Source organism: Staphylococcus schleiferi, assembly GCF_025558325.1.
GTDB lineage: Bacteria > Bacillota > Bacilli > Staphylococcales > Staphylococcaceae > Staphylococcus > Staphylococcus schleiferi.
Genome location: NZ_CP094712.1, coordinates 2,117,188 through 2,142,152, shown reverse-complemented (window position 1 = coordinate 2,142,152; position 24,965 = coordinate 2,117,188). Strand labels below are relative to the sequence as shown.

General features: G+C 34.0%; 25 protein-coding genes and 3 pseudogenes. 19 read left to right on the top strand and 9 right to left on the bottom strand.

Going from position 1 to position 24,965, the window contains the following annotated elements; genetic code table 11:
* Positions 1–91: 91 nt before the first annotated feature.
* Together MUA40_RS10110 and MUA40_RS10105 are read left to right on the top strand one after the other, a co-directional pair.
* The gene (locus MUA40_RS10110; RefSeq protein ID WP_016424458.1) at positions 92–1,447 is read left to right on the top strand and encodes a hemolysin family protein; all 1,356 of its coding nucleotides are present in this window, start codon (positions 92–94) and stop codon (positions 1,445–1,447) included.
* A 281-nt stretch (positions 1,448–1,728) separates the two neighbouring features.
* Positions 1,729–2,688 (top strand): glycosyltransferase family 2 protein, encoded by a 960-nt coding sequence (locus MUA40_RS10105; protein ID WP_016424459.1) that lies wholly within the window; start codon positions 1,729–1,731, stop codon positions 2,686–2,688.
* 271 nt (positions 2,689–2,959) lie between these two features.
* Here MUA40_RS10105 and MUA40_RS10100 read toward each other — a convergent pair whose 3' ends face one another.
* The 6 genes from MUA40_RS10100 to queC form a co-directional block, all read right to left on the bottom strand.
* On the bottom strand, positions 2,960–3,379 hold the full coding sequence (locus MUA40_RS10100; RefSeq protein ID WP_016424460.1) for an Msa family membrane protein: 420 nt from the start codon (positions 3,377–3,379) through the stop codon (positions 2,960–2,962).
* Between the two features lie 431 nt (positions 3,380–3,810).
* Positions 3,811–4,065 (bottom strand): GlsB/YeaQ/YmgE family stress response membrane protein, encoded by a 255-nt coding sequence (locus tag MUA40_RS10095; protein WP_016424461.1) that lies wholly within the window; start codon positions 4,063–4,065, stop codon positions 3,811–3,813.
* A gap of 65 nt (positions 4,066–4,130) precedes the next feature.
* A complete protein-coding gene (locus MUA40_RS10090) occupies positions 4,131–4,730 on the bottom strand; it encodes a hypothetical protein (RefSeq protein WP_016424462.1) in 600 nt (199 codons plus the stop codon).
* Positions 4,731–4,921: 191 nt separating this feature from the next.
* Complete coding sequence (gene queE, locus MUA40_RS10085) at positions 4,922–5,635, bottom strand: 7-carboxy-7-deazaguanine synthase QueE (RefSeq protein WP_126496149.1); 714 nt, start codon at positions 5,633–5,635, stop codon at positions 4,922–4,924.
* Positions 5,628–6,059 (bottom strand): 6-carboxytetrahydropterin synthase QueD, encoded by a 432-nt coding sequence (gene queD / locus MUA40_RS10080; RefSeq protein ID WP_016424464.1) that lies wholly within the window; start codon positions 6,057–6,059, stop codon positions 5,628–5,630. The genes queE and queD overlap by 8 nt, the downstream gene beginning before the upstream one ends.
* Positions 6,056–6,727 carry a 7-cyano-7-deazaguanine synthase QueC gene (gene queC / locus MUA40_RS10075; RefSeq protein ID WP_016424465.1) on the bottom strand — a complete coding sequence of 224 codons (672 nt, stop codon included), beginning with the start codon at positions 6,725–6,727 and terminating at the stop codon, positions 6,056–6,058. Before queC ends, queD begins: the two co-directional genes overlap by 4 nt.
* Positions 6,728–6,994: 267 nt before the next feature.
* Here queC and MUA40_RS10070 point away from each other — a divergent pair, with 267 nt between their 5' ends.
* The 6 genes from MUA40_RS10070 (at position 6,995) to ltaS (ending at position 13,576) form a co-directional block, all read left to right on the top strand.
* Positions 6,995–7,588, top strand: coding sequence for an anthranilate synthase component II (locus MUA40_RS10070; RefSeq protein ID WP_016424466.1), 594 nt, complete (start codon positions 6,995–6,997; stop codon positions 7,586–7,588).
* Positions 7,572–8,705 carry a chorismate-binding protein gene (locus MUA40_RS10065; RefSeq protein ID WP_126496151.1) on the top strand — a complete coding sequence of 378 codons (1,134 nt, stop codon included), beginning with the start codon at positions 7,572–7,574 and terminating at the stop codon, positions 8,703–8,705. Before MUA40_RS10070 ends, MUA40_RS10065 begins: the two co-directional genes overlap by 17 nt.
* 2 nt (positions 8,706–8,707) lie before the next feature.
* Complete coding sequence (locus MUA40_RS10060; RefSeq protein ID WP_016424468.1) at positions 8,708–9,319, top strand: aminotransferase class IV; 612 nt, start codon at positions 8,708–8,710, stop codon at positions 9,317–9,319.
* A gap of 228 nt (positions 9,320–9,547) precedes the next feature.
* Positions 9,548–10,228 (top strand): carboxyltransferase domain-containing protein, encoded by a 681-nt coding sequence (locus tag MUA40_RS10055; protein WP_167732961.1) that lies wholly within the window; start codon positions 9,548–9,550, stop codon positions 10,226–10,228.
* Positions 10,228–11,232, top strand: coding sequence for a 5-oxoprolinase subunit C family protein (locus tag MUA40_RS10050; RefSeq protein WP_016424472.1), 1,005 nt, complete (start codon positions 10,228–10,230; stop codon positions 11,230–11,232). Before MUA40_RS10055 ends, MUA40_RS10050 begins: the two co-directional genes overlap by 1 nt.
* A gap of 403 nt (positions 11,233–11,635) precedes the next feature.
* Positions 11,636–13,576, top strand: coding sequence for a polyglycerol-phosphate lipoteichoic acid synthase LtaS (gene ltaS / locus MUA40_RS10045; RefSeq protein WP_016424473.1), 1,941 nt, complete (start codon positions 11,636–11,638; stop codon positions 13,574–13,576).
* 152 nt (positions 13,577–13,728) lie between these two features.
* Here the strand turns inward: ltaS and MUA40_RS12160 are convergent.
* Positions 13,729–15,027: pseudogene (locus MUA40_RS12160) on the bottom strand (ISL3 family transposase).
* Between the two features lie 394 nt (positions 15,028–15,421).
* Entirely contained in the window at positions 15,422–15,694 is a 273-nt protein-coding gene (locus MUA40_RS10030) for a hypothetical protein (protein WP_228446255.1), read from the bottom strand.
* 195 nt (positions 15,695–15,889) lie between these two features.
* Between MUA40_RS10030 and MUA40_RS10025 the strand changes: the two genes are divergently transcribed.
* The 11 genes and pseudogenes from MUA40_RS10025 (at position 15,890) to MUA40_RS12185 (ending at position 23,585) form a co-directional block, all read left to right on the top strand.
* Positions 15,890–16,138: a hypothetical protein gene (locus MUA40_RS10025; RefSeq protein ID WP_016424478.1), complete on the top strand. Its 249-nt coding sequence runs from the start codon at positions 15,890–15,892 to the stop codon at positions 16,136–16,138.
* A 12-nt stretch (positions 16,139–16,150) separates the two neighbouring features.
* On the top strand, positions 16,151–17,011 hold the full coding sequence (locus tag MUA40_RS10020; protein ID WP_126496162.1) for a DNA/RNA non-specific endonuclease: 861 nt from the start codon (positions 16,151–16,153) through the stop codon (positions 17,009–17,011).
* A gap of 16 nt (positions 17,012–17,027) precedes the next feature.
* A pseudogene (locus tag MUA40_RS10015) lies at positions 17,028–18,005 on the top strand (DUF1002 domain-containing protein).
* A gap of 327 nt (positions 18,006–18,332) precedes the next feature.
* Entirely contained in the window at positions 18,333–19,322 is a 990-nt protein-coding gene (locus MUA40_RS10010; protein WP_167732739.1) for a YncE family protein, read from the top strand.
* Between the two features lie 46 nt (positions 19,323–19,368).
* Positions 19,369–20,019, top strand: coding sequence for a hypothetical protein (locus MUA40_RS10005; protein ID WP_016424482.1), 651 nt, complete (start codon positions 19,369–19,371; stop codon positions 20,017–20,019).
* A gap of 4 nt (positions 20,020–20,023) precedes the next feature.
* Complete coding sequence (locus tag MUA40_RS10000; protein ID WP_016424483.1) at positions 20,024–21,226, top strand: MFS transporter; 1,203 nt, start codon at positions 20,024–20,026, stop codon at positions 21,224–21,226.
* A complete protein-coding gene (locus MUA40_RS09995; protein WP_167733290.1) occupies positions 21,201–22,319 on the top strand; it encodes a DNA glycosylase AlkZ-like family protein in 1,119 nt (372 codons plus the stop codon). The genes MUA40_RS10000 and MUA40_RS09995 overlap by 26 nt, the downstream gene beginning before the upstream one ends.
* A gap of 273 nt (positions 22,320–22,592) precedes the next feature.
* Positions 22,593–22,814 (top strand): annotated as a pseudogene (locus MUA40_RS12200) (transposase); the annotation flags it as partial.
* Positions 22,815–22,861: 47 nt separating this feature from the next.
* Positions 22,862–23,275 (top strand): IS3 family transposase, encoded by a 414-nt coding sequence (locus tag MUA40_RS12195; RefSeq protein WP_081635120.1) that lies wholly within the window; start codon positions 22,862–22,864, stop codon positions 23,273–23,275.
* On the top strand, positions 23,205–23,360 hold the full coding sequence (locus MUA40_RS12190; protein ID WP_476726650.1) for a hypothetical protein: 156 nt from the start codon (positions 23,205–23,207) through the stop codon (positions 23,358–23,360). Before MUA40_RS12195 ends, MUA40_RS12190 begins: the two co-directional genes overlap by 71 nt.
* 6 nt (positions 23,361–23,366) lie before the next feature.
* Complete coding sequence (locus MUA40_RS12185) at positions 23,367–23,585, top strand: integrase core domain-containing protein (RefSeq protein ID WP_081635123.1); 219 nt, start codon at positions 23,367–23,369, stop codon at positions 23,583–23,585.
* A 515-nt stretch (positions 23,586–24,100) separates the two neighbouring features.
* Here MUA40_RS12185 and MUA40_RS09985 read toward each other — a convergent pair.
* A complete protein-coding gene (locus MUA40_RS09985) occupies positions 24,101–24,916 on the bottom strand; it encodes a ZIP family metal transporter (RefSeq protein ID WP_037559058.1) in 816 nt (271 codons plus the stop codon).
* Positions 24,917–24,965 lie beyond the last annotated feature (49 nt).

Here is a 24,965-nt window from a genome sequence, read left to right as displayed (position 1 = left end):
TGTGTCACTTAGGTCATATACACTTATCATCATCGCTTTCTATTGAGCGATGCAATTAACGGAGGTGAATCCCTATCTATTAGGGAACTAATTGGATAGTACGACCATATTATATTTATTTATATTTTTTGCATTAATTGCCTTAACTACTGTATTTGTCGGTTCAGAATTTGCATTAGTTAAAGTAAGAGCATCACGCATTGAACAGCTAATTGCTGAAGGGAATGGCAATGCGCGTGTTGTAAAAAAAATGATTTCAAATCTTGATTATTATTTATCAGCCTGTCAGCTAGGGATTACAGTGACATCTCTAGGCTTAGGGTGGTTAGGTGAACCTTTATTTAAGCACTTATTAGAGCCACTGATTGGACTCATTCATATTCCTGATGCGATTGTGACAACCGTATCAATTGTGACTGCATTTATTATCGTGACATACATTCACGTTGTTATCGGTGAGCTTGCACCTAAAAGTTTAGCAATCCAACATACAGACCGCATCGCATTATTATATGCGAGACCTTTATATTACTTCGGTTTTGTGATGAAACCGTTAATTTGGTTAATGAATGGTTCTGCGCGTTTAATTATTAGAATGTTTGGCGCTGATCCAAATGCTGGTAATGAGGCGATGTCTGAAGAAGAATTGAAAATCATTATGAACAACAGTTATCATGGTGGTGAAATCAACCAAACTGAACTTGCGTATATGCAAAATATTTTTTCATTCGATGAGCGTCATGCCAAAGATATTATGGTGCCACGTACGCAAATGATCACATTGAACGAACCTTTCAATGTAGATGAGTTATTAGAAACAATTAAAGAGCATCAGTTCACACGTTATCCGATTACTGAAGATGGTGACAAAGACCATATTAAAGGATTTATCAACGTAAAAGAATTTCTGACAGAATATGCATCGGGTGTGCCAATTAAAATTGCCAACTATATTCATGAATTACCAATGATTTCAGAATCAACACGGATTAGCGATGCGCTTGTTCGAATGCAACGTGAGCATGTGCATATCAGCTTAATTATTGATGAATATGGCGGTACAGCTGGGATATTGACGATGGAAGATATTCTTGAAGAGATCGTTGGTGAAATTCGTGATGAATTTGATGATGATGAAATCAATGATATTGTCGAGCTCGATGAACAAACATATCAAATCAACGGTCGTGTACTACTAAGCGATTTAGAAGAAAAGTTTGGTATTTACTTTGAAGACTCAGAAGATATTGATACAATCGGGGGCTGGCTTCAAGCTCAAAATACAGACTTAGAACAAGATGATTACGTCGATACAACTTATGATCGTTGGGTGATATCAGAAATCGAAAATCATCAGATAATTCATGTATTGTTGCGTTATGAATACAACTTAGAACGTCCTCGACAACGTGATGAAGATGATTATGAACTTCAAGAAGAATCTTGAAGATAAGTATCATCATACTGAAAAGTGAATGATTTTAATGAGGAGTGTCCATGACATAAAGTGGACAACTCCTCTCTTTTTTTAGATTTTATATTCGACGCTATCATAGACTGGAAAGGGCTTTGAGATTAAAACCGAATGATCATATGCTATCCTTTAGAGGTAGGGATAGCGCCTTGCGTGAGCGCGCGCTTTTCTAATGAACGTTACTTTTATGTAGGAAATGGGTAGAAACAAAAGGATGAGACATAGAAAAAGTAGATAGAGTAGGTGCACAAATAATGAAATTACGTGTGATTGTCCCATGTTATAACGAGAAAGACGTACTACATCAAACCATACAACAATTGATAGGAATATTAGAAAAAGACAGTGTTGCACAAGTGTATGAGTATGATTTGTTGTTTATTGATGACGGGAGTCACGATAATACGATTACAATACTTCAAGAGGCAGCCAATGAAACGCAACATCTTAAATATATCTCATTTAGTCGAAATTTTGGTAAAGAAGCAGCAATGTTTGCAGGATTTGAACATAGTGTAGATTGTGATGCGGTTGTGATGATTGATGCAGACTTACAACATCCTCCAGAACTTATACCTGATATGGTAAAAGCATACCGGGAAGGCTATGACCAAATTATCGCAAAGCGTAATCGCGAAGGTGAACACGCTTCTCGGAAATGGATGACGCGCTGTTACTACAAAATGATCAACTATTTCATTGAAGATATTGAATTAGAGGATGGCATTGGTGACTTTAGACTTTTAAGTCAACGCGCGGTGCGTTCGTTAGTAAGTTTAGAAGAGTATAATCGTTTTTCTAAAGGCTTATTTTCATGGATTGGTTACCGTAGTAAAGTGATTCAATATGAAAATGTTGAGCGGGAAGCAGGACAATCAAAATGGTCAATAAAAAGTTTATTCAATTATGCTATAGATGGATTGATTTCATTTAATTATAAGCCACTACGTACAATGATTTACTTGGGATTGTTCATTTTTTTAATGAGTATGGTTTATATTATTTACTTATTTGTTGATACACTTATCCATGGTGTTGATGTTCCCGGCTATTTTACGTTAATTGCGGCGATATTATTTATTGGTGGTATTCAACTCGTCTCTATTGGAGTGATGGGTGAGTATATCGGGCGGATATATTATGAGGTAAAGCGACGACCGCAATACATTGTGCAAGCCTCTAATGTAGAAACACCAAAGTTTGATAAAAAGTAACAAGTATCAATTTTATTTTTAATCTTCATAGGGGCGACTGTTTTTTGTGGAGCGTAGGATGACGAAATCAAAACGATTTCTCTCCTACGCTTTTTTTATTTCAAAACAATGGTGAACTTGCTTTAAAGAAGGGCAAAGTGTATGTTGTAAAACTTAGAATAGATTTAAAACGATGCATAGGCCACGTAGTGCACAACTAATACGAAAATGCGCGCAAATGATGTTGAAAATGACCATTTTTGTTGTACGACCATTGTATTTTTCAAACGCATCATTTCAATTTTAAGCTTTTTGAATAAATTTTAGCGCACAATAAACTCAACACAAAATAAAGTAAGAAGAAAACAATCAAGTGAGGTATGGAAAGTGAATGTTCTTTTAAATTCATAATAGAGCCATTTGTCTCATAGGAATAATGACAAGCAAAGATTTGAAAATGAGAGTTATTTAATATGGTATTTGCAGAAATAACATAATATGCAATATTGAAAACACTCATTGTTAATAATGTCAATATATTATAAGATTCTTTACTCATAAATAAAGAGAGGATATTAATCAAAACAGGAACTAAAATAATCGTAAATGCCATAATCATTAAACCGATATTAAACTTTAATATGAACATTAGAATTGAAAATAATATATTTAAAAAGAGTGCAAATAGTGCAGCTTTATAATTCATTTTCATTAATCATCTCCCATATTATCAATATCTAGTGGATAGAGATAAATCATCAAACACTGTATAAAATGTAAAATTTAGATTGTATTGGTTGCGTTCAAAGATTCAAAATCATAGTTATAAAAAGGCCAAGACCTCACTATGAAGAGAGGTATGCCTTTAAAAGTATTATATGTAAACTAATTTTAAAAAGCAATATTATAGATAAATAAATATTAGTGAGTAAAATACATTCGTTTTATATTTAAAGTTTAAATTTTATACAATGCAAAAAGAAGCTTTCTGAGGATAAAGTCGCGGATTGATGAATGGTAGTTATGTAGCGTTTATCAAGGCGCATTAAGGATGACAGTGTTATACAAACACGATACTTTAATACCTTTTTTTATACATAAAAAAATACATGAGCCAAGGCCCATGTATTTTAATATTCAAATTTATTTTTTACCACGCATTTTACCTAATACTAATGACACAATTGCGATAACAAGAATTGCACCAATTAATGCTGGTAAAATATAAACGCCGCCTAATGATGGGCCCCAATGACCGAATAGCCAGCTACCAATTGCAGAACCGACTAAACCAGCGATAATGTTACCAATAATACCACCTGGGATATCTTTACCTAAAATTGCTCCAGCAGCCCAACCGATAAGACCACCGACGATTAACATAATTATAAAACCCATAGTGTATGCCTCCTTTTTTTCTATACCATAAGGTTCTACAAGTAAATACCACATTTATGGATAGTTTAATCATTTTTTGGTAAGATAAATATTTTTTCAATCGTTAACGTTGCCCAAAAGCCGATGTAAACTATCACAAAAAGGTACCAAAAAGGCGTGAGGCTAACCATTGTAATCATTGATAAGAGAATCAAAGTGCCACCCATCCAAATGGGATGCTTTATTTTCAAAACTTGATAAAATTTTGAAAAACGCGGTGAGTTTAACGTAGTTGAAAATTGTAATATCCCACCAAATAGAAAAATGGCAGGGGCTAAATACGGTACAGACATATAAATCGATGCTTCAGATGTCCGTGCCAAAATGACAAATAAAATACTAACCATAATGGTCAAAATACCAATAAAGAATTTTTGGTGTCGAATTTTAAATGCATGATGCGTGTAATCTAAATGATATTGTAAGATCAACCATGTTAAATACATTAACATCGTGGCGAGTGTAATAAAATTAAGCTTATTCAATAAGATTGGGTTCACAAAACTACTCAACGTGAGTGATAGTATCACCGAACTGAGTCGAATATATTGATAGTGATGTCGATGTAAATCAACTAATAATGTCCCAATCACGATAATAATGTTTAAGATGACAAATAAGGCCATTATGTTCTCCTAACTATTCGCAATTCATTTTTCCATTATATCAATCTCATCTCTTATTAGCATTTAATAACACTTTAAATCTTTATAAAATTTAATAGATGAAGGAAAATCGTCATACAGACAGGTTTCCTTCATCTATTAATCTCCATCCTCAAGAGAGGATATACTATATGGATGAAAGGCTGAGTGAGTTAAACGCCTTTCTTATTACTCCAAACTAATGTGTGCAATTGTGGCAACACGTATACTTCATTCATTTCTGCATCTTCAGTGACACGATCAATCAGTTGTTCATAATGTTCAAGTAATTTTTGAGTATGGTGTTCGACATGATCTTCAAGATAAGGATTTCCAACTTGTAAATAAAATGGAAGGTGAGGATAGCGATGATGAATCATTTTAGCGAATTCATAATCCGCATCATCAAATACAACAACCTTTAAATTAATCTGGGACACGTCACATTGCGCGATCACATGATTTAATCGCTCCAAATCTTGTTTCATACCAGAACTTGGTGGTTTCGGTGAAATCGTTAAATCATCAATTTGACGCATCCAAGGTTGGAAATGGCTTCCTTGTGTTTCAAGAGCGGTATGGACGCCGTGGGATTGACAAACATCGATTAATGCTTGTATCCCTTTAATGAGTGCAGGATTTCCACCCGAAATCGTGACATGATTAAAGCGATCACCACCAATCGCTTTAAGTTGGTCGAAAATGGCTTCAGCGGACATCATTCGGATTTCATCTTTCATGCTGCCATCCCAAGTGAATTTAGAATCACACCAACTACAACGAAAATCACATCCAGCTGTGCGCACAAACATTGTCTTTCTACCGATAACACGACCTTCACCTTGGATTGTAGGACCAAAAATTTCGAGTACAGGTATTTTAGCCATGCTTTGGCTCCTGTTTTTTCGGTCGATAGACGACATAGCTTGTAGGTGTTTCGCGTAAAAAGATCTGAAGACATTTTGGCGCATGTGGTAAATCTTTTAAATGTTCAGCGACAATTTCGTAAATTGTTTGCGCTACGATTTCAGTAGAGGGGCTTTTGCCTTGAAAATGTGTTAAATCATTCAATAAATAATGATCAAATTTGTCATGGATGAGACTTTTAAGTTCACTAAAATTAATGAGGAAACCAAGTTCATCTAAGGCATCGCCTGCTATCGTAATATTTACAAAATACGTGTGCCCATGAACGCGCATGCATTTACCCGCACGTTCATCAGGGATAAAATGTGCAGCTGAAAAGTTAAAGTCTTTATTGAGTTCGTACGTATAATCATGATTTACAGATGGATAAATTTGTTGCATCATGATTTTTCACTTCCTTTCTCAGCAAGATATTGTTCTAAACCGCGTTGACGTAAGCGACAAGCTGGGCATTCGCCACAACCTTCTGCGATGATGCCGTTGTAGCAAGTAAGTGTACGATGACGCACATAATCAAGTACGCCTAATTCATCACTCAATGCCCATGTTTCTTTTTTATCTAACCACATTAATGGTGTATGAATAACAAAATCGCGTTCCATCGATAAGTTGAGCGTGACATTCATTGATTTAATAAAGACATCACGGCAATCTGGGTAACCCGAGAAATCTGTTTCACAAACACCTGTAATAATATGTTTCGCACCAATTTGATAGGCGAGTGCACCGGCAAAAGAGAGGAAAAGTAAGTTTCGCGCAGGAACAAAGGTGTTAGGTATTTGTTCATCCGTCTTTATTTGCATGTCGTGCGATGTCAGCGCGTTTGGTGTTAGTTGAGATAATAAACTCATATCAAGAATATGATGTTTAAGCCCTTGATCCTCTGCGATTTCTTTCGCAACTTCTATTTCTTTCGCATGACGTTGACCGTATTCAAAAGTAACCAACTCCACCTCTTTGAAATGTTTTTTCGCATAAAAGAGACAGGTTGTACTATCTTGGCCACCACTAAATACAACGACTGCTTTTTCATCATTGAGCACCTTAGACATAATTGTTTCGCTCCTTATTTTATGTAGAGATCCTAAAATAAGACATAAAAAAAGCCGTCTCTATAAAAAGATAGACGGAAGGTGTCTAGTTTTTTATAGAGGGTTGGAAGCTAGGAACCTCTTTAATTCAATTACGTTCCATACTGTAATACATTTAGGCGCAGAAATCAAGTCATCCTTATATTTTAAAATGAAATTGGCTAGAACTTTGTCAATTATGCGCACATTTGTGATAATAGAATTATTAAATAAAAATGAGGCAAAAAAATGATAGTCATGATAGATAATAAAGATTCATTTACGTATAATATTGTTGATTATTTAGAGGTAGAGAGTCAGCAAACAGTAAAAGTCATTGATGTCGATGAGGTATCTCTTCCTATGCTGGAGCAGTTGAAACCGAGTGCTATTGTGATTTCTCCGGGACCTGGTGCACCCGAAGATTATCCAATATTGTTTGACGTAATGCGCACATTTGAGAAAGAAGTCCCAATTTTAGGTATCTGTTTAGGATTTCAACTTATTGTGACGTATTATGGCGGAAAAATTATTCATGCCCCGCGTCCGGTTCACGGTCATACGACACGTTTGCGTCATGATGGGTCAACGTTATTTCATGCGTTGCCTAAATCTTTTAACGTGATGCGTTACCATTCATTAATGGCTAACCCTACCACAATACACACGCCTTTAGTCGTTTCAGCGTTGAATGAAGATGACATTGTGATGGCAGTGCGCCATATGCAGTGGCCAATTTACGGTTTACAGTATCATCCGGAGTCCATTTTGTCAGAGTACGGACATGAACAAATGAGAAATTTTTTAAGAAAAGCAGGGATTATCGATGATTGTGAAGTTTAATTATAAATATTATAGCGATGCAAATACAACGACATCTTATCGATATCATTTTGAGCATCCCGTTGAGCAAAGGATTGCTTATGAAATTGAAGAAGTTGGACCTTTAATTGATGAAGCAGAAGCCTACCAACGACAAGGCTATTATGTCGCGCTTTATTTGCCTTATGAGGCAGCGCCTTATTTCCAACGCGACTTCATTACGCATACACCAAAGCATCATATTTATGCAGCCTATTATGTGTTTGATGCACCAGTGAACGCTGTTGAAGAGGAAGAAAGAACAGAGAAGGCAGTCGGACGTTTTCATTTCGTGACACCGCCGGAAACCATTAAGCAACACATTCGCAAAATTCAAGATGAAATCACTGCTGGGTGGACATACCAAGTCAACTATACGACGCGTCTTAAAAGCTTTGATGCGATGTCGATTTCAGCTTTGTACCAACGCTTTACTCAGACCGCGAATGGGGACTATACGGTATTAATAGACACTAAAGAAATTAAAGTAGCATCTATTTCGCCAGAATTATTTTTTCAATTAGGCGATTTCGAAACAAATCCTCGTACATTGGTAAGTAAACCGATGAAAGGGACGATGCCTCGAGGGATTACGGTGAAAGATGATCAAGCTAATGAACAAACGTTAAGAACTTCTCAAAAAGACAGAGCCGAAAATGTAATGATTGTTGATTTATTAAGAAACGATATTGCACGTGTAGCGAAAAAAGGGACCGTTCAAGTGAAACATCCATTTGCGATCGAACGTTATCAGACTGTTTTTCAAATGACAACGATGGTCACAGGGGAAATTTCAGATGATACAACTTATCAAGATTTACTGCGTGCGCTATTTCCTTGTGGTTCGATTACCGGGGCGCCTAAAATCAATACGATGCGTATCATTCATGAACTTGAAGCGACACCCCGTCATATTTATTGTGGTTCGGTAGGCTTACTTCATCCGAATGGCCGTGCGATTTTCAACGTACCGATTCGGACGATTGAACGGATCAATGAAGTTTTTTATTACGGTGTAGGTGCAGGCATTACGATTGATTCTGATCCCGACAAAGAATATGAAGAATTTTGTGCGAAAACTAAAATATTAGAGGGATAGTTATGAAATTATTTGAAACGATGCGGCTTGAAGCGGGCCAGATTGCTCGCCTTCAATATCATTATAAAAGAATAAGAAGTGCGAGCCAGTCATTAAACATCCCCTTTGACTCTGAACGATGGCAACACAATTTGAAGCATGTTCAAACACAATATCCTAGTGGACTGTATCGGGTCAAGCTGATTGTGCATCAATCTGGGGAGATGCAAGTTGAAGTTGGTGCGCTTGGTGAAACCAAAAAGATGACTGCACAGTTGATACCATCAAAAAATCAAGTACCTACGTGGCAACGAATCTACAAAACATCTGAACGCGATTATTTAACACATGATCATACGACACAGTTAGCACTTTTTTATGATGCGGATGGAAAAATTTTAGAATTCGATATAGGGAATGTTGTTGTCGTGCTTAACGGCCAATCTATCACGCCCAATTACGCACACGATTTTTTGCAAGGGTGCATGCGCCAAATGCTACTGGAGCAACATAAAATTACTGAGCAGTATTTTACAGTGGGCGACTTGTTAGAAATGTTACAACAAGGTGGTCAGTTGTGGATGATTAATAGTTTGCGTGAATGGGTCCCTATTTCACTTGAACTAAAGAATTAGGTGATTTTATGATAGTGGTATATTTATTAGGATTTATGATCGTACTCTGGCTTGGCCAATGGATAGGTAATCAACTTATTTTTCATCAAAAGCGTTTTTGGGCCTATGTATGGATGCTATGTGTGCTCATTATTCAAGGGGGAATCATATACGGGTTGATAAGTGAATTGGCACCCCGTGTCATTGAGGTTTTAAGCTTATTTTATGATAATTAATAGAGGTGGAAAAATGAAAGTATATAGTCAAGGGGATCAAGCGATAGTGGTCTCTTTAAAAGGGGCTGTCACGCCAACAGCGACACAAAGGTTACTGATGATTCGTAATTATTTAGTCGCTCAAAATTACCCATATATTACTGAGATTGTCCCAACGGAAACAGATATGCTCATTTCTTATGATGCATATATGATGATGAGACATTTAAAAATAGCGTCTCCTTTTTTACATATGAAATCGCTTATTGAACATATTGATATCAGTGATGCTGTTTTTGAAAAACAACAGCGCTGTATTAAAGTGCCAGTGGAATATGGGGGCATACACGGTTTGCATTTTGAGAAAATCTTAGCGGAGTTGAATATGGATGCGCAAACTTTTATTCAACTCCACACGGAATCAGACTATTTCGTATCGATGATGGGTTATTCGCCAGCTTTCCCTTATTTAACGGGCGTTGATCCTCGCATTATAGTCAATCATATGGCGAATGAGCCACGTGTGATTCCTGCGGGTTCTATTATTATGGAAAATAATAAATGTGGTATTACAACGACTGAAACGTACGGCGATTGGTTAGTGATTGGGCGTACACCATTACAATTATTTCAACCGAATAAAAAAGATTTTGCAAGAATTTCGTTAGGAGACCAAGTGAAGTTTACAGTTGTAGCACAAGGAGGGGATGCATAATGGCCATCATCATAGAAGATAGTGGATTGTTTTCGAGTTTTCAAGATTTTGGAAGACAGGGCTATGAACATATGGGTGTTATTCGAAGTGGGGCGCTCGATGTGCTCGCTCACGAAATTGCGAATCGACTCGTTGGTAATGATCGGAATGAATCGACGTTAGAAATGACACATAAAATGGCTAAAATTCGGTTCACGGAGCCGACATTAATTGCATTCTCAGGTGCACAAGTTTTAGCACATACAGACGAAATGCAAGTTCAAGTTAATAAACTGTATTTAATGAACAAAGGCGATGTGCTTTCTTTTGATCATTTATATCGTGGTGCACGAGTATATCTTGCGATTGCAGGTGGCTTTGAATTGGATGAATGGCTGAATTCGACTTCAACTGACATGATTTCAGGAATAGGTGGATTTCAAGGTCGTCGTTTAAGAGATGGCGACACCGTCAATATGAAGCGGGATTATAACGAAAGGCATCATCAATTGTTTAAAAAATTGGAAGAGCGAAAGACTGTGTCATGGGGTGTTGATGGTTATGCACTCTCTTTTAACTATTTATCTGATGTTGTGCATGTCATCCCGAATAAAGGTACAGAAGACTTTGAAGAAGCTATTCTCAAACGTTTTACTCAAAGTGAATACCAAATTTCGAGCAAGGCCAATCGTATGGGAATGATATTAGAAGGCCCATCCATTAAAGCCTTTTACAAAGATATGCCCCCACATCGGTCAGTCAAACGAGGTACTATTCAAGTTAAGAAAGAAGGCGCACCGATAGTATTGCTTAATGATCATTATACGTTAGGTAGTTACCCACAAATTGGGACAATCGCTTCTTATCATCTATCTAAAATTGCACAAAAAAGTCAAGGTTCAAAAATTAAATTTCAGTTTATTGATGTGTTACAAGCTGAACAAAATTTAGTGAAGTATCATCAGTGGCGGAAGCAATTATTCCAAGGAATAGAGTTTAGAATGCAAAGCGAGTTGTTAAAATAAGCGTTTAAACGAGTTAAATCTACAAGATGTAGAAATACAACTATGGGCCGAGTCATTTAAAGCGTGATTTATGTATAATCATATACGTTCTGATTGAGAGGCGAGTATATTACAATTTTATATTGCATATCCTTACATCAATTTAAAGCAGTGTTTTTTAAAATATTAAGCCAATATAAAGTCAATATAAACCCAGATTGAAAGCCATTTTAATCTCAATCAAACGAACGGCTTTCGATTGAATTTTTGTCTTAATGGGTATATATTGTTATATTGAACTTAATCATGTATATTACAAGAATATTACATATTAATAAAGCTTTTAGTGGAGAATTTTACAAATTTAGAGAAATTATTAAACGATTGAATTTTAATCAACAGATAAAACGACGGGGGAACAAATATGGAAAAAGGAAAAAAAAGAATAGGTATATTTGCGTTTTTCCTACTGACGGTTTTAACCATCGCATTAAAAACGTATTTTGCTTATTATGTTGACTTGTCACTTGGTGTTAAAGGATTAACACAAAACTTAATTTTACTCATGAACCCATATAGCTTAGTTGCATTGCTATTAAGTGTGTTTTTATTTTTTAAAGGTAGAAAAGCCTATTGGTTTATATTTACAGGAGGTTTCTTATTAACTTTCTTACTTTATGCCAATGTCGTCTATTTCCGATTTTTCTCAGACTTCATTACTTTTAGTACATTAAACCAAGTAAGCAATGTGGACTCAATGGGCGGTGCTGTTGGGGCATCATTCCAATGGTATGACTTTGTTTATTTTATTGATACATTAGTGTACTTATTCATTCTTGTTTTTAAACAAAAATGGTTAAGTAAAAATGTGTTCCATAAAAAATTCGTGCCAGTTGTGATGGCAACAGCGATTGCTTTATTCTTCTTGAATTTAGCATTTGCAGAAACAGATCGACCAGAGTTATTAACACGTACATTTGACCATAAATATTTAGTCAAATATTTAGGACCTTATAACTTCACAGTTTATGATGGCGTGAAAACAGTTCAAAACAATCAACAAAAAGCACTAGCTTCTGAAGATGATTTAACAAAAGTGTTAAATTACTCTAAGCAAAAAAATGTTGAACCGAACATGCAGTATTACGGTAAAGCTAAAGGTAAAAACGTCATTAAAATCCACTTAGAAAGTTTCCAAACCTTTTTAATTAATAAAAAGATTCATGGACAAGAAGTTACACCATTTTTGAACAAACTTTCATCTGGTAATAATGACTTTAGATACTATCCGCATTTTTATCACCAAACAGGTCAAGGTAAAACATCGGACGCTGAGTTTACTATGGATAACAGTCTTTATGGTTTACCACAAGGTTCAGCTTTCTCTTTAAAAGGAGATAACACATACCAATCATTACCAGCTATCTTACATCAAAAAGAGGGCTATACGACGAATGTTATGCATGGTGACTACAAAACGTTTTGGAATAGAGATCAAGTATATCGTCATTTCGGTATTGATAAGTTTTATGATGCGACATATTTTGATATGTCACCAGAAAATCTTGAAAACTTAGGTTTAAAAGATAAAGTCTTCTTCAAAGAGGCAGCATCATACTTAGATAAAGAAAAACAACCTTTCTATTCTCATTTAATTACGTTAACGAACCATTATCCATTTACGTTAAGCGATAAAGATGCATCGATTCCGAAAGGGGATACAGGTAACCCAACAGTCGACGGTTATATTCAAACTGCACGTTACCTCGATGAATCTTTAGAAGCATTTATTAACGATTTGAAAAAACGTGGTTTATACGACAACTCTGTAATCATGATTTATGGTGACCACTATGGTATTTCTGAAAATCATAATAAAGCAATGTCTCAATTGTTAGGTGAACCGATTACGCCAGCGAAGTTTAATGACTTAAATGCGACTGGTTTTTGGTTGAAAGCACCTGGTGTTGAACCAAAAGTGGATGAAACATATGCAGGTCAAATCGACGTGATGCCTACATTACTTCACTTAATGGGCATTGATACGAAAAACTATTTGATGCTTGGTACGGATATGCTGTCTAAAGATCACAAACAAGTGGTGCCATTCCGTAACGGTGACTTTGTAACAAAAGACTACAAGTATGTAAATGGCAAGGTATACAGCAATAAAGACAATCATCCAGTAGAAAAACAACCTGCTGATTTAGAGAAAAATAAAAAGCAAGTTGAAAATGACTTAGAAGTCAGCGATAAAATTTTAAACGGCGATTTATTCCGTTTCTACAAAAACCCAGACTTCAACAAAGTGAATCCATCTAAATATAAATATCCACAAGGTCCAAAAGCAGACATTAAGCAATAATTTCGGTTTGTATAAGGCTATTGATATCAAATAGTGACATTGTGGAATATAACTTTCCCATTTGAAATGGTTAGGGGTTGAGACATATAAATGTCTTGACCCCTTTATTTATAGGGTTCTTTGTCAACGTCGGTTGGCGAGACGATAACGCATTAAGCAACGTTATTTTGTTGTTTAATGCGTTTTTTATATTCACTTACAAATACCTTGGAAATGATTAAGATTCGATTCCTAAAATTCCAGAAATTTCTATAACCATAAGAAACCCGTTTAATCAGTTTTATTTTATTATTAATGCCCTCAATTGGCCCATTCGTTAAATGTGGGTAACGCATCGTATTTGAGATATAGGGCAAGTATTTGATGAATGTTTGAATGACGCGCTTGAGGCCTTGTGAAATATCTTTTGTCTTTGAATACTGTAAGATGAACTGTAATTGCTGGATATCGTTTGATTTCAGAGCACTTAAAAGACGATGCCCTGTTTCATATGTCTCTTTGAGTCTCTCATCAAGGCCCAATAAATACTGAACTAAACTGTATTGACTCTGCCAAGACTTAAAAAGTCTGTATGACTGATATATCATTCGATCCAAATCTAAGGGCGCTTTTAATAGTAACTTCCAATAACGCTTTAATTTATTATATTGAGGTCTGTCTTTTGTCCTAAAACCATTCATAACTTGAACTCGGCATCGATTGATTTCACGATTGATTGCTTGCACGATATGAAAGCGATCAATAATCATCTCCGCATGAGGAAATAAGTCTTGAATGAGTGCGATATAAGGCGGAAACATATCTATAGAGATGGTTTTCACTCTTTCACGTTGCTTTCTAGAGAACTTTAAAAAATAGGCTTCTCATTTATGTTTGCGACGATCAGGTAAAATATCGATGATATCATGGGTTACACTATCACAGTAAATAAAGCTCATCGCACCTTCGACACCTTTCGTTGATTTGAATTCGTCAAAAGCTAAGTGCTCCGGTAAAACATGATGTGCCTGCGTCTTCACCGAATCACTTACCTCTTTTAAATGGCGATGGACAGTTGAAGGTGATACACATAGACTTTCAGCGACATCCTTTTCAGAGATGACTTTAGATAGTTTCCGGATCATCATGCATTTGACCTCATTTGAGATGGTACATCGGGGTTGAATATAAGGTGTTTGAGCTGTAAAGGTTTGTTGACAAGCTTTACAGTAAAAGCGCTGTTTCTTCAATTTTAAATAAGCAGGTCTTTCAAAAATTAATCCCATATAAACTTTCGTTTTACGAAAGCCATGTTTAATAATTAAATGGGCATCATTTTTAATTCCACAACACGCACAAGCACTGGGATGATATGTCAATTGGCCTTCGTATAATAATGCCTTTACGTTTTTATGAACATGTAATCCTAGATTTTGAGTGATTTTTAAATTTTTGATATTAATTCCAAGCATTTCTGATATATCATTACAGGTAGGCACAATATCTCCTTAATCGTTGGTTTAGGCACTTACAATTATAGAGATATTTGTGCTTTTTTAATATCAAAAATTAAAATAACGGTCAGTGAATATTTCGCCAACCGTTAAAAATATACAACCTAGGAACGCCTCCAGTGTGCTCAAAAGATTCTTTTAAACATTGAAATAATGTATCTTGTTTTCTATCCCAAGTTAATGTGATATACTTCATTTTTGAATAGTGTAGAACGTAAAGAAAGATATTGAATTGATAACGTTTGCCAAATTTATCATGCATGACCATATCTTCTTTCCAGTCTACTTCAGCAGCTATACCAGGGCGTTTTTCTACCCGTATAGTTGCTTTTTTAATTTCCTTTTCTTTCTTTTACTTACAATATTCTCTTAGAATCGTATACTTGCCTTCATATCCTTTTTCAGAAATATATTTATAAATCGCCATAGCCGTACAACCTAACTCTAATTTTTCGTCTATGAGCGTTTTATAGGGTTCTAATTTTGATACTCTCTTTGCCGTTTTCTTTGTTTTTAATTTTTTCAACTCATTGCCTTTCCCAGCTTCATAATATTTTTTAACTGTCCTTGGATCGCAATGATATTGTCTAGCCAGCTCAGCGTAATTTGGTTTTATGCCTTTCATAATGTAAAATAACACTCCTTCGTATATATCACGTCTCAATCAAACAACCTCCATTCAAAGATTGAGTTAAGACATGATTATATATTTTAGAAAATAAAAAATGTAGGAAAAACAGCATTTTCATTCCGCCATTTTCCTACATTTTATAACCGCCATTTACAGCATGAAATAGCAGTGAATGAAGGTGTGTATATTATGGAGAAAAACAACACTATTTATACTGGTAAGCTTCAAAGTAATAATTTAGATGATTTAATTCGTGAAAGTTCTGAACCACAGCAACTCATAGATGTTAATGAAGTAGCTGAAAGATTAGGTGTAACAAGACAAAATGTTACTATGCACGTCAAAAATAAAAATTTTAAAGTTGTGCCTAAGCCTTTATTTTATTATGAGAATAAAAGTTACACTAAATATTTTTGGATTGCTGAACAATTTGAGTAAAGGAGTAATGCAATGAAGATATTTAAACCACTGATAGCCTTATTATTATCACTTATTGTATTAAGTGGTTGTGATACAGAAAAGGCAATAAATGAAGTTGATAATTTAATAACAACTATTAGTGATTTCAGTAAATCAGATACACCTGAAATAAAAAACAGTAAAGAAGATATAAAACTTATTGGTGCTGAAACTAATAGTGAAAACTATGCTTTTATAAACGACAACAAGACAGAATTAAGTCAGGAAGATCAAAATTTATTAAATAAAAAAGGTAATGACCGTTTTTGGGCCGATTATCCTGATTTGGATAAATACGGTAGAGCAGGCAAAGTTAAAGCGTTGATTACAAATGAAGCTGTTCAAAGTCATTCTTCAAAAGCACAAAAAAGACCATCATTTGATTACGGTGTTCATGTAGCTGGGGAGTATAAAGATGGAACATATAACCCTGAAAAGCAGGCATGGGAAGGCGAGAACTCAAACAACCAAATATTACAATTAGATGGGTATAGGGGTTATATATATAATAAATCTCATTCGCTTGCCTGGTCATTGGGCGGAGATATGGAAACACATAATTTAACATTAGGTACTAGGGCGCAAAATGTTGGATCTAATAAAGACCCTGAAGGTGGGGGCATGGGTTATCCTGAAACGCAAATAAGAAATGCAATGTATGATAATCCTGAAACAAAAGTGTTTTATGAAGTTACGCCCGTTTATAAAGATGATGAACTTGTGCCAAGAGGTTCCCACGTTAGAGCCTACTCAATTAATGATGACGGCCAAACAATAAATATCAATGTTTGGATTGCGAATAAACAAGAAGGCGTTCAGATTAATTATAAGGACGGTAGTTATAACTATTAAAAAGGGTTAAATAAAAATGAAAAAATTAATGGTTAGTACAGCAGTAGTAACATTATTATTAACTGTTCCAGGTATGGCCAAAGCAGAAAAAAAGTAAGATTGGGATAAGCCTGTTTTTTATAAAGGGCGCTGATCTTGAAGGTCAAGGTTTACAACAGACTGAAGATGATTTAGGCGTGAAAGATGACTATGAAACATACAGCGTAACAACAGATGACGTTAGTAAATATATTCCTAATAGTGGTAATTTAAGTTATATATATTCAAGTACAACTATTAAGCATAAAAAATGGGGTAATGGTGTAGATGTGGAAATAGACACACCTGATAACATTACAAAGGTTACAAGTGAACAATATCAAAACGCGTCAATCACAGCAGGTATTAAAGACGCTGAAATTCATATAGCTTCAGTTGAAAAAGTTACTGGAGAAGGTGCGTTAGCAGGTATTTATAAAGCTTATGAAGAAAAAGGTAACAAATTAAATTCTGAAGATATCCAAAACTCAAATAAAGAAATGCAAGATTTAACTTCAATATCTGAAGAAAATCAAAATAAATATGGGTATTCAGACGAAGCTTTAAACGCGTCTATAGCAGATATTAAACAACAGTTAGCAGATATAAAGAAAAAACAAGATGAACAGATTACGCCAAAACAAGTTGAAGACATAGTTAATAAAGTGCTTGATGAAAGAGGATTGTCTGGAACTTTAACAGATAATCAAAAACAAATGATAACTGAAAATAGGGCTAATGTTGCAAATTCTAACGCTTTAACTTCAGATCCTAAAGCATTTGCTAAAAATGCAAAAGTCGCTTTGAAAAGTATAGAAAAAATTCAGGCGATTTATTAGATAAAGCTAAGGAAAAAGCTAAAGATTTAAACACAGAAGAAAATAGAAACTTTTTACAAAAAATTTGGGATAGCATTTTACAAATTATTCAGACTATCATAGATTTCATTTCAAGTTTATTTAATCGTATTTTTTAATCAATGAATAGGAGGTTTGACGTGTTATTGAGTATAGATAAAAATTCTAAAGATGTAGCGTTAAAGAAGGTTAGCGATAACGAATTATTGTATTTAATGAGTTGTTAGAATAGTTTTTCCGTTGCTGGTAGCTACTATATCAAGGATATGAACAAATTATATTATGAATTTAATTTTGCAAGACAACCCATAGCAATGACAGATACGTATATTAATAAAAAATTCGAATAAGGACATTTTATATGAATAATTACTATTTTTGTATATTTAGTTGACTTTTCAGAATTTTTAGTATATTAATTAAAGTATAAAAATGGAGGTGTTTTCATGAAAGAAAAGTTTATTTATGTAACTAATACTGATTCAAATGACATTTCTGTAATTAGTAGTAAGCAGGAGAGCGAATTAACTAGGATTCCTGTAGGAGGGAGTCCTAGAGGTAGTATGGCTTTACACAAAAGCTTGCCTTATGGTTACGTTTGTAATTGCGCAGGTGATACAATTTCAAAAATAGACCTTACAAATAACAAAGAAGATAGCAAAATCAAAGTAGGACTGGCTCCTAGGGGGGTATGTGTCGATCCTAACAAAGAAATTATATATGCTTCTAATTCGGGATCAAGCGATGTTTCTATTGTTTCAACTGAAAATGATCAGGAAATTTCACGTATTAAGGTTGGCGAGAACCCTAGATTTTTATCTGTATCTTCAGATGGGAAATATTTAAGTGTACCTTGCTCTGGTTCAGATAGTATTTATATTATTGAATTAGGTGAGAATATTTTAGATTCAAAAATTAGTTCAATAGTTGAATTAGGCGAAAATGCTAAACCATATCACGCATTTACACACAAAAACTATAATGTCTATACAGCAAATACTCATAGGCATTCTGTAAGTGTTATTGATTTGCATAAAAAGACATTGATTACTGAAATACCCGTAGGCTATGGACCAAGAGCTGTTATAGCTGATCCTTATAAAAACCTTGTATATGTAAGTTGTGAAGCTTCGAATTCAGTAAGTGCAATTGATATAAATAAAAATGAAGAAATAAAACATATTGATGTTGGTCCTACACCTAGAGGATTAAAAATTGATGAGGAAAGCGAAACTCTATATGTTTCAGCTTTTAAACGAACTATGATTAGTAAATATAATCAAGATGGCGACGGTTTATCTGTAGTAGACCTGAAAACGTTAGAAAGAAAGGGATATGTTAAAACAGGATTAGGACCTTGTAGTGTATCTATATATGAACCAAGTTCAGAAACACTTATTAATACTTATGAAACTAACAATAGTACAACGGTATAAAAAAGGGGGATACTCCCTTTTTTATAGTTTTGAGGAGATTAATAGTATGAATATAAATATACTAGAACTTTTTAAATGGACTGAATTACCAAAAAAAGGAGCTACTGGAAATCTTTCAAATCAATACGAAGGATTAAGATGGCTTTCTCAAGAAAGAGTTAAAGGAAAGTGTTGGCCGTATAAGTTAGCTATAGAGACATCTTTAGAAGTCTTGGCACCATTTGATATTACGTGTGAACCATTGGTAGAAACTCAAGTTAGCGTAAATGATGAGATGGAATTAAACAAACTATCAGAGTTTACTGAAACTACTTTTTGGATAAAAAGAGAAAAAATATATATCGGTATTCGAAATTCAAATTGGTTTAGGTTATATCAATATTTCAGCAATGGAAGTTGGCATCCTGTGTTTATACCTAATGGGCAAGGTAGTTTAGAATGGAGGTTAGGATGGGGAATAGAGATCCCAGAAGGCTATTCAATATTAATACAACCAATTGAAGGAGAATCAAGATTTAGAATTCATCCTGGTATTTTAAATGAAAAAAAATTAAAAGAGATGAATGACACTGGTTTGGGATTATCTATAGCAATAGAACCTATAGTTGAACATAAAATAAATAAAGGCGATTTATTGTGTCGAATATATGTCGTTAAATTGGATTATAAGTTAAATGTAGAATACCTGCGAGGTTAGTATAATGATTTCAATTTTAAAACAAAAGAATTTTTTGAGTTTAATTAGTGGTAGTTTTATTTCAAATCTAGGAGATGCCATGGCTAATTTATTTTTAGTTTGGTTGATATATTCTATAACTAATCAACCTATTTATATTGCCATCGCATTACTTTGTTTAGAAGTACCTGCAATTCTATTTTCTCCATTAATTGGGAGACTAATTGATAAAAATATAAAAATAATTACATATATATCGTTTTTATCAAGAGCTATAGTGTTTTTTATAATACCAATATTATTATACGATAATAATGTATATATAGTATTCATTTTACTCTTTATTTCGGGTACGTTTTCATCAGCTAATGATATATTATCAAATATTTTAATACCTAAAGTTGTTAATAAAAATGAGTTAATATCCGCTAATAGTATTCATTATATCCAATTTGATATAGCGCTTATTCTAGGGCCGATTATTTCAGGGATTTTCTTGAATTTTCATTATAATAGTATTGGTTTTATAGTGAATGCAATTACATTTTTAATTTCATTATTTCTATTTTTAAAACTTATAAATAAATTGGATAATAAAAAACTTAGTGACATAGCTCAAAAAGATATTTCAAAAAATTATTCTTTGAAAAAAATTTTAAAAGAAACTAGTGTTTTATCATTGTTAATAAATAACTCATTTTGGAATCTATTTATATGGGGGGTATATCCGGTTGTGATACCTATATTTATTAAGAGTGAAATTGGTGATAGTCCAATAATATTTTCTTTATTTTCATCTCTTTTGTCTTTAGGCATAGTTGTAGGAAGTGTTATTATTTCTAAGTTAAAAGTTAGAAGTAATAGAAAGATCATTGATTTTTCTATCATAGCGCATGGAGTAATATTTTTTGCTATAGGTATATCTAATAATGAATTTTTCTTTCTTTTGCTAGCATTATTATTTGGCATTATTTCTGTTCCAGCAATGATATTTTCTAAGACTTATATACAAGAAAATATACCTGAGCAAAATCAAGGGGAAATATTTTCTTTATTTTATTCTTTTAGTACAGCAGGCTATCCTTTGGGATTGGCTTTATCAGGTTTTATAGTTAATGTACTAGGTGTTAAGTATACTATTGTTATTTTATCAACAATTTTAATAACAATTGTTGCTTTTTCGATTATAATCAGAGGTGTTTATGCAAATATCAAACAAACAAATTAAAAATTTTAGTATATTCAAACAGAAGTTAAATAAAGGTAATTATTTTACTGATATATATGATGCTCTTGATAATATAGGTATAGTTCAGTTAGATAGTATTAACGTTTTTCTTAAGACCCAAGATTTGTATTTTGTAAATAGAATTAAAAGTTATGAGCAAGAAGATTTATTAAAATGTTATGAAAAATTTAAAATAAGTGAAAATTATAGTAGAGCGCTAACTATAAATAATATGCAAGATGATAATAAACATTTTTGGAGGCAGGCTAGCTTCTATGAAAAATATAAAAGGTCTTATAACACAGACGATTTTGATTTAATGGAAAAGATATTAGAGTCTATTTCAGAAAATACGCTATTATCGTTTAAAGAATTAACTAACATCTATAAGTATAATAAGTCTAAAGGGTGGAAAAAAGGCAAAATACAAGATTTAACAGATTTTTTATTTAGAACGGGACAGATAGGAGTTTTAAGAGATAAGAATTTTCAAAGGTATCTATATAAAAAAGAAACTATAGATAATTCGTATAGCTATAAGGAATCTTTAAAATATTATGTGTTGTGTTCTCTTGAAGGATTAGGTGTATTAACAGCTAAGGAAATAGCATTTGAATGGAAAGTGAAAATTAACGACGTTCAAGAGGTTTTAAGTGAATTAGAGAAGTTAAATGAAGTGAATGCTTTGTTTAATGAAGCTGAAAAGCATTATATACTTAACAAAGATATTGAGTGTTTTAATAATCAAAGTAGTGAAATAGTATCTAAAAATGTGTTTTTATCTCCTTTTGATAATTTAATTTATAATAGAACACGATTAAAAAAACTTTTTTCTTTTGAATATAGATTAGAGTCTTATATTCCTAAAAAAAAGAGGAAAAATGGCTATTATGCTTTGCCAATTTTAATAGAAAATAATTTAATAGGCACTATAGATTTAAATTACAATAGAGAGGAGAATGAATTAATAGTTTTATCATTAAATATCCTACAAGCATATAGAAATAGAAAAATAGAAAAAAAAGTGTTTTGTCTTTTAGAATATTATGCTAAAAAAGTAGGTGCTAAAAAAATTACTAGATCAAATTATTAAGCAGGTGGTTTATTTTTGATATAGAAGAATATAAATATAAATTATGCATTCCTTGTAGTATTTTGAATCATTATGAACTATGTCCTAATGATGATAGTTATATATATTGTTCAAGAGAAGAAGTGATGCGAGACTAAGAAACGGACACAGTAAGTTGATAGGAATTTAATGTATAGTAAAAAAAATCAATTTATAGGAGTGTCAGTGATGGCGAGAAGAAAATACGATTATAGCTTTAAAATGGAAGCAATTCAATGAGTAGAATCAGGGAGACGTGCCTCAGAAGTTTCGAGAGATTTAGATATTCCTATTCAAACCTTAACAAGATGGCTGAGTATATACCGTAAAGACGGTGAAAAAGGTTTTGTTGGTAGCGGTAAACGTACGTCAAATACACAAGTAGAAGCAGATTTAGAAAAGCGATTAAGAGACTTAGAGGAAGAAAATAAAATCTTAAAAAAGGCTATGCACATCTTTGCCAAAGACCAGAAGTAATATATAAGTTTATCTATGAACACCGACATGAATTTCGTGTCGTAAAGATGTGCCAAGTACTAGGTGTTTCGAGAAGTGGTTATTATGATTGGAAAAATCGCAAGCCAAGTACGCGTACAGTGAAGCGTGAAGGTTTGAAGAAGTATATTTATCAAATCTATATTAAAAGTCAAAAACGATACGGAAGCCCCAAAATCACACAAATACTAAGGCGTCACGGACATACTGTAACTCAAAGAACTGTCAGTAGAATGATGAAGGAACTCGGTATAAGGTCTATCACAAAAAAGAAATACAAGGCAACGACCCATTTAAAGCATCATCTTCCTGTATACCCCAATTTATTGAACCAACAGTTTAAAGTATCACAACCTGGCAGCGTTTGGGTGGCTGACATCACGTATGACAAAAGAATTTGTGATGTCAGCTTTAAACAAAGCGTATACAATTCAAGAACCTAGAGAAGGCCTAATCCATCACTCAAATCAAGGAAGTCAATATGCCTCAATAGAGTATCAAAATTTACTACGTGAAAAAGGGATTTAGAGCAGTATGAGTCGTAAAGGAAACTGTTACGACAACGCATGTATAGAATCTTTTCATAGTATCATCAAAAAGGAATTGATACATCATCAGAACTATAAAACTAGGAATGAAGCGATGTTTAGCATTGTGGAATATATCCTTACTTTTTACAATTCTAAAAGCGTACATTCAACGTTGAATTATATGACTCCCATTGCATTTGAGAAGAAATACGCAACAAAATAACCTAGCTCAGAATGTACTTTTTGATTTTTAAAAGTACATGATGGGCTAGGCTAGCAAGCGAAGCGCGGTAGAATTCTCTTTTTCTGTGTCCGTATTCTTGACATAAATCCAAAGTTACTTCGAAATATTATTTTTAATGACTTCAGTCAGTTGGGTACGATAACAGTGTTAAACAATAAACTACTTGCTATGTGAGCGGTCAATCAGAGTTATTCTAAAAGAGCCCTGCTTAACGTTATAATTAAGGTGTTCAAGCCAAATTAATAACGAAAGCAGGGATTTGTTACGTCTAATAAAGCGATAAAAAATGAATGTGTAAATATCAATTATAAAGATTATAGAAGGGTATATAATGCCAAATCATACTCATCTATTACTGGATATTCTTAAAAAAATCTCAAATTTCAGGAAACATTTAAATAGAACCGTTGAGTACTGAACTATAAACCAGGCAATGTAAGATGTAATAAGCTAAATATCCAAATTAATAGCAATTCTTATAATTGATTTTCCTATTAGCCTAATGCAACATCGAGTATCATCATTATGGTAAAACCAAGCATCAAACTCAAAGTTGCGAGGTCTGTATTATCCCCAGATTGTGAATCTGGAATCAGTTCTTCAACAACGACAAAAATCATTGCGCCTGCTGCAAATGCCAATGCATATGGTAATATTGGCGTCACGACCAAAACAGCTGCAGCACCTATTGCTGCAAAAATCGGTTCGACGAGCGCTGAAGCTTGCCCGTAATTAAAAGCGCGCCACTTTGTTTGACCTGATGCGTGTATAGGAAGTGACAATGCGGCACCCTCAGGAATATTTTGTATGCCGATCCCTATTGCCAACCCTAAAGCGCCAAGCCATGTTGCATGTGCATTTCCAGTTGCAATACCGCCGAACGCAACCCCAATCGCAAGCCCCTCTGGTATGTTGTGCAAAGTAATCGCGAGTAATAGCAATGTGTTTTTATCTAAGTGCGTCTTGACACCCTCTTGTCTTTGTGACGCTTCTTTTGCATTGCGATGGATATGCGGGATGACCCCATCTAAAGAACGGATAAATACGCCCCCTAGAAGAAAGCCAATCGTCGCAGGTAACCACGGCGTCGCACTGTCAGCACTGCTTTCAATAGCAGGCTGCAAAAGTGACCAAAAACTCGCAGCAATCATAATACCGGCTGCGAAACCTTGCATTGAACTCAGTACACGTGTATTGACCTTTTTAAAAATAAATACCACTGCAGCCCCTAATGCAGTTAAAAGCCAAGTCACGATACCTGCAATGAGTGCTTGAAGAAAGGGCGGTGCATTTGAAATATATTCCACCAAGCACACCTCTCTTTATATCATTTGTTCCAAAAAAAGTGTATAATATATA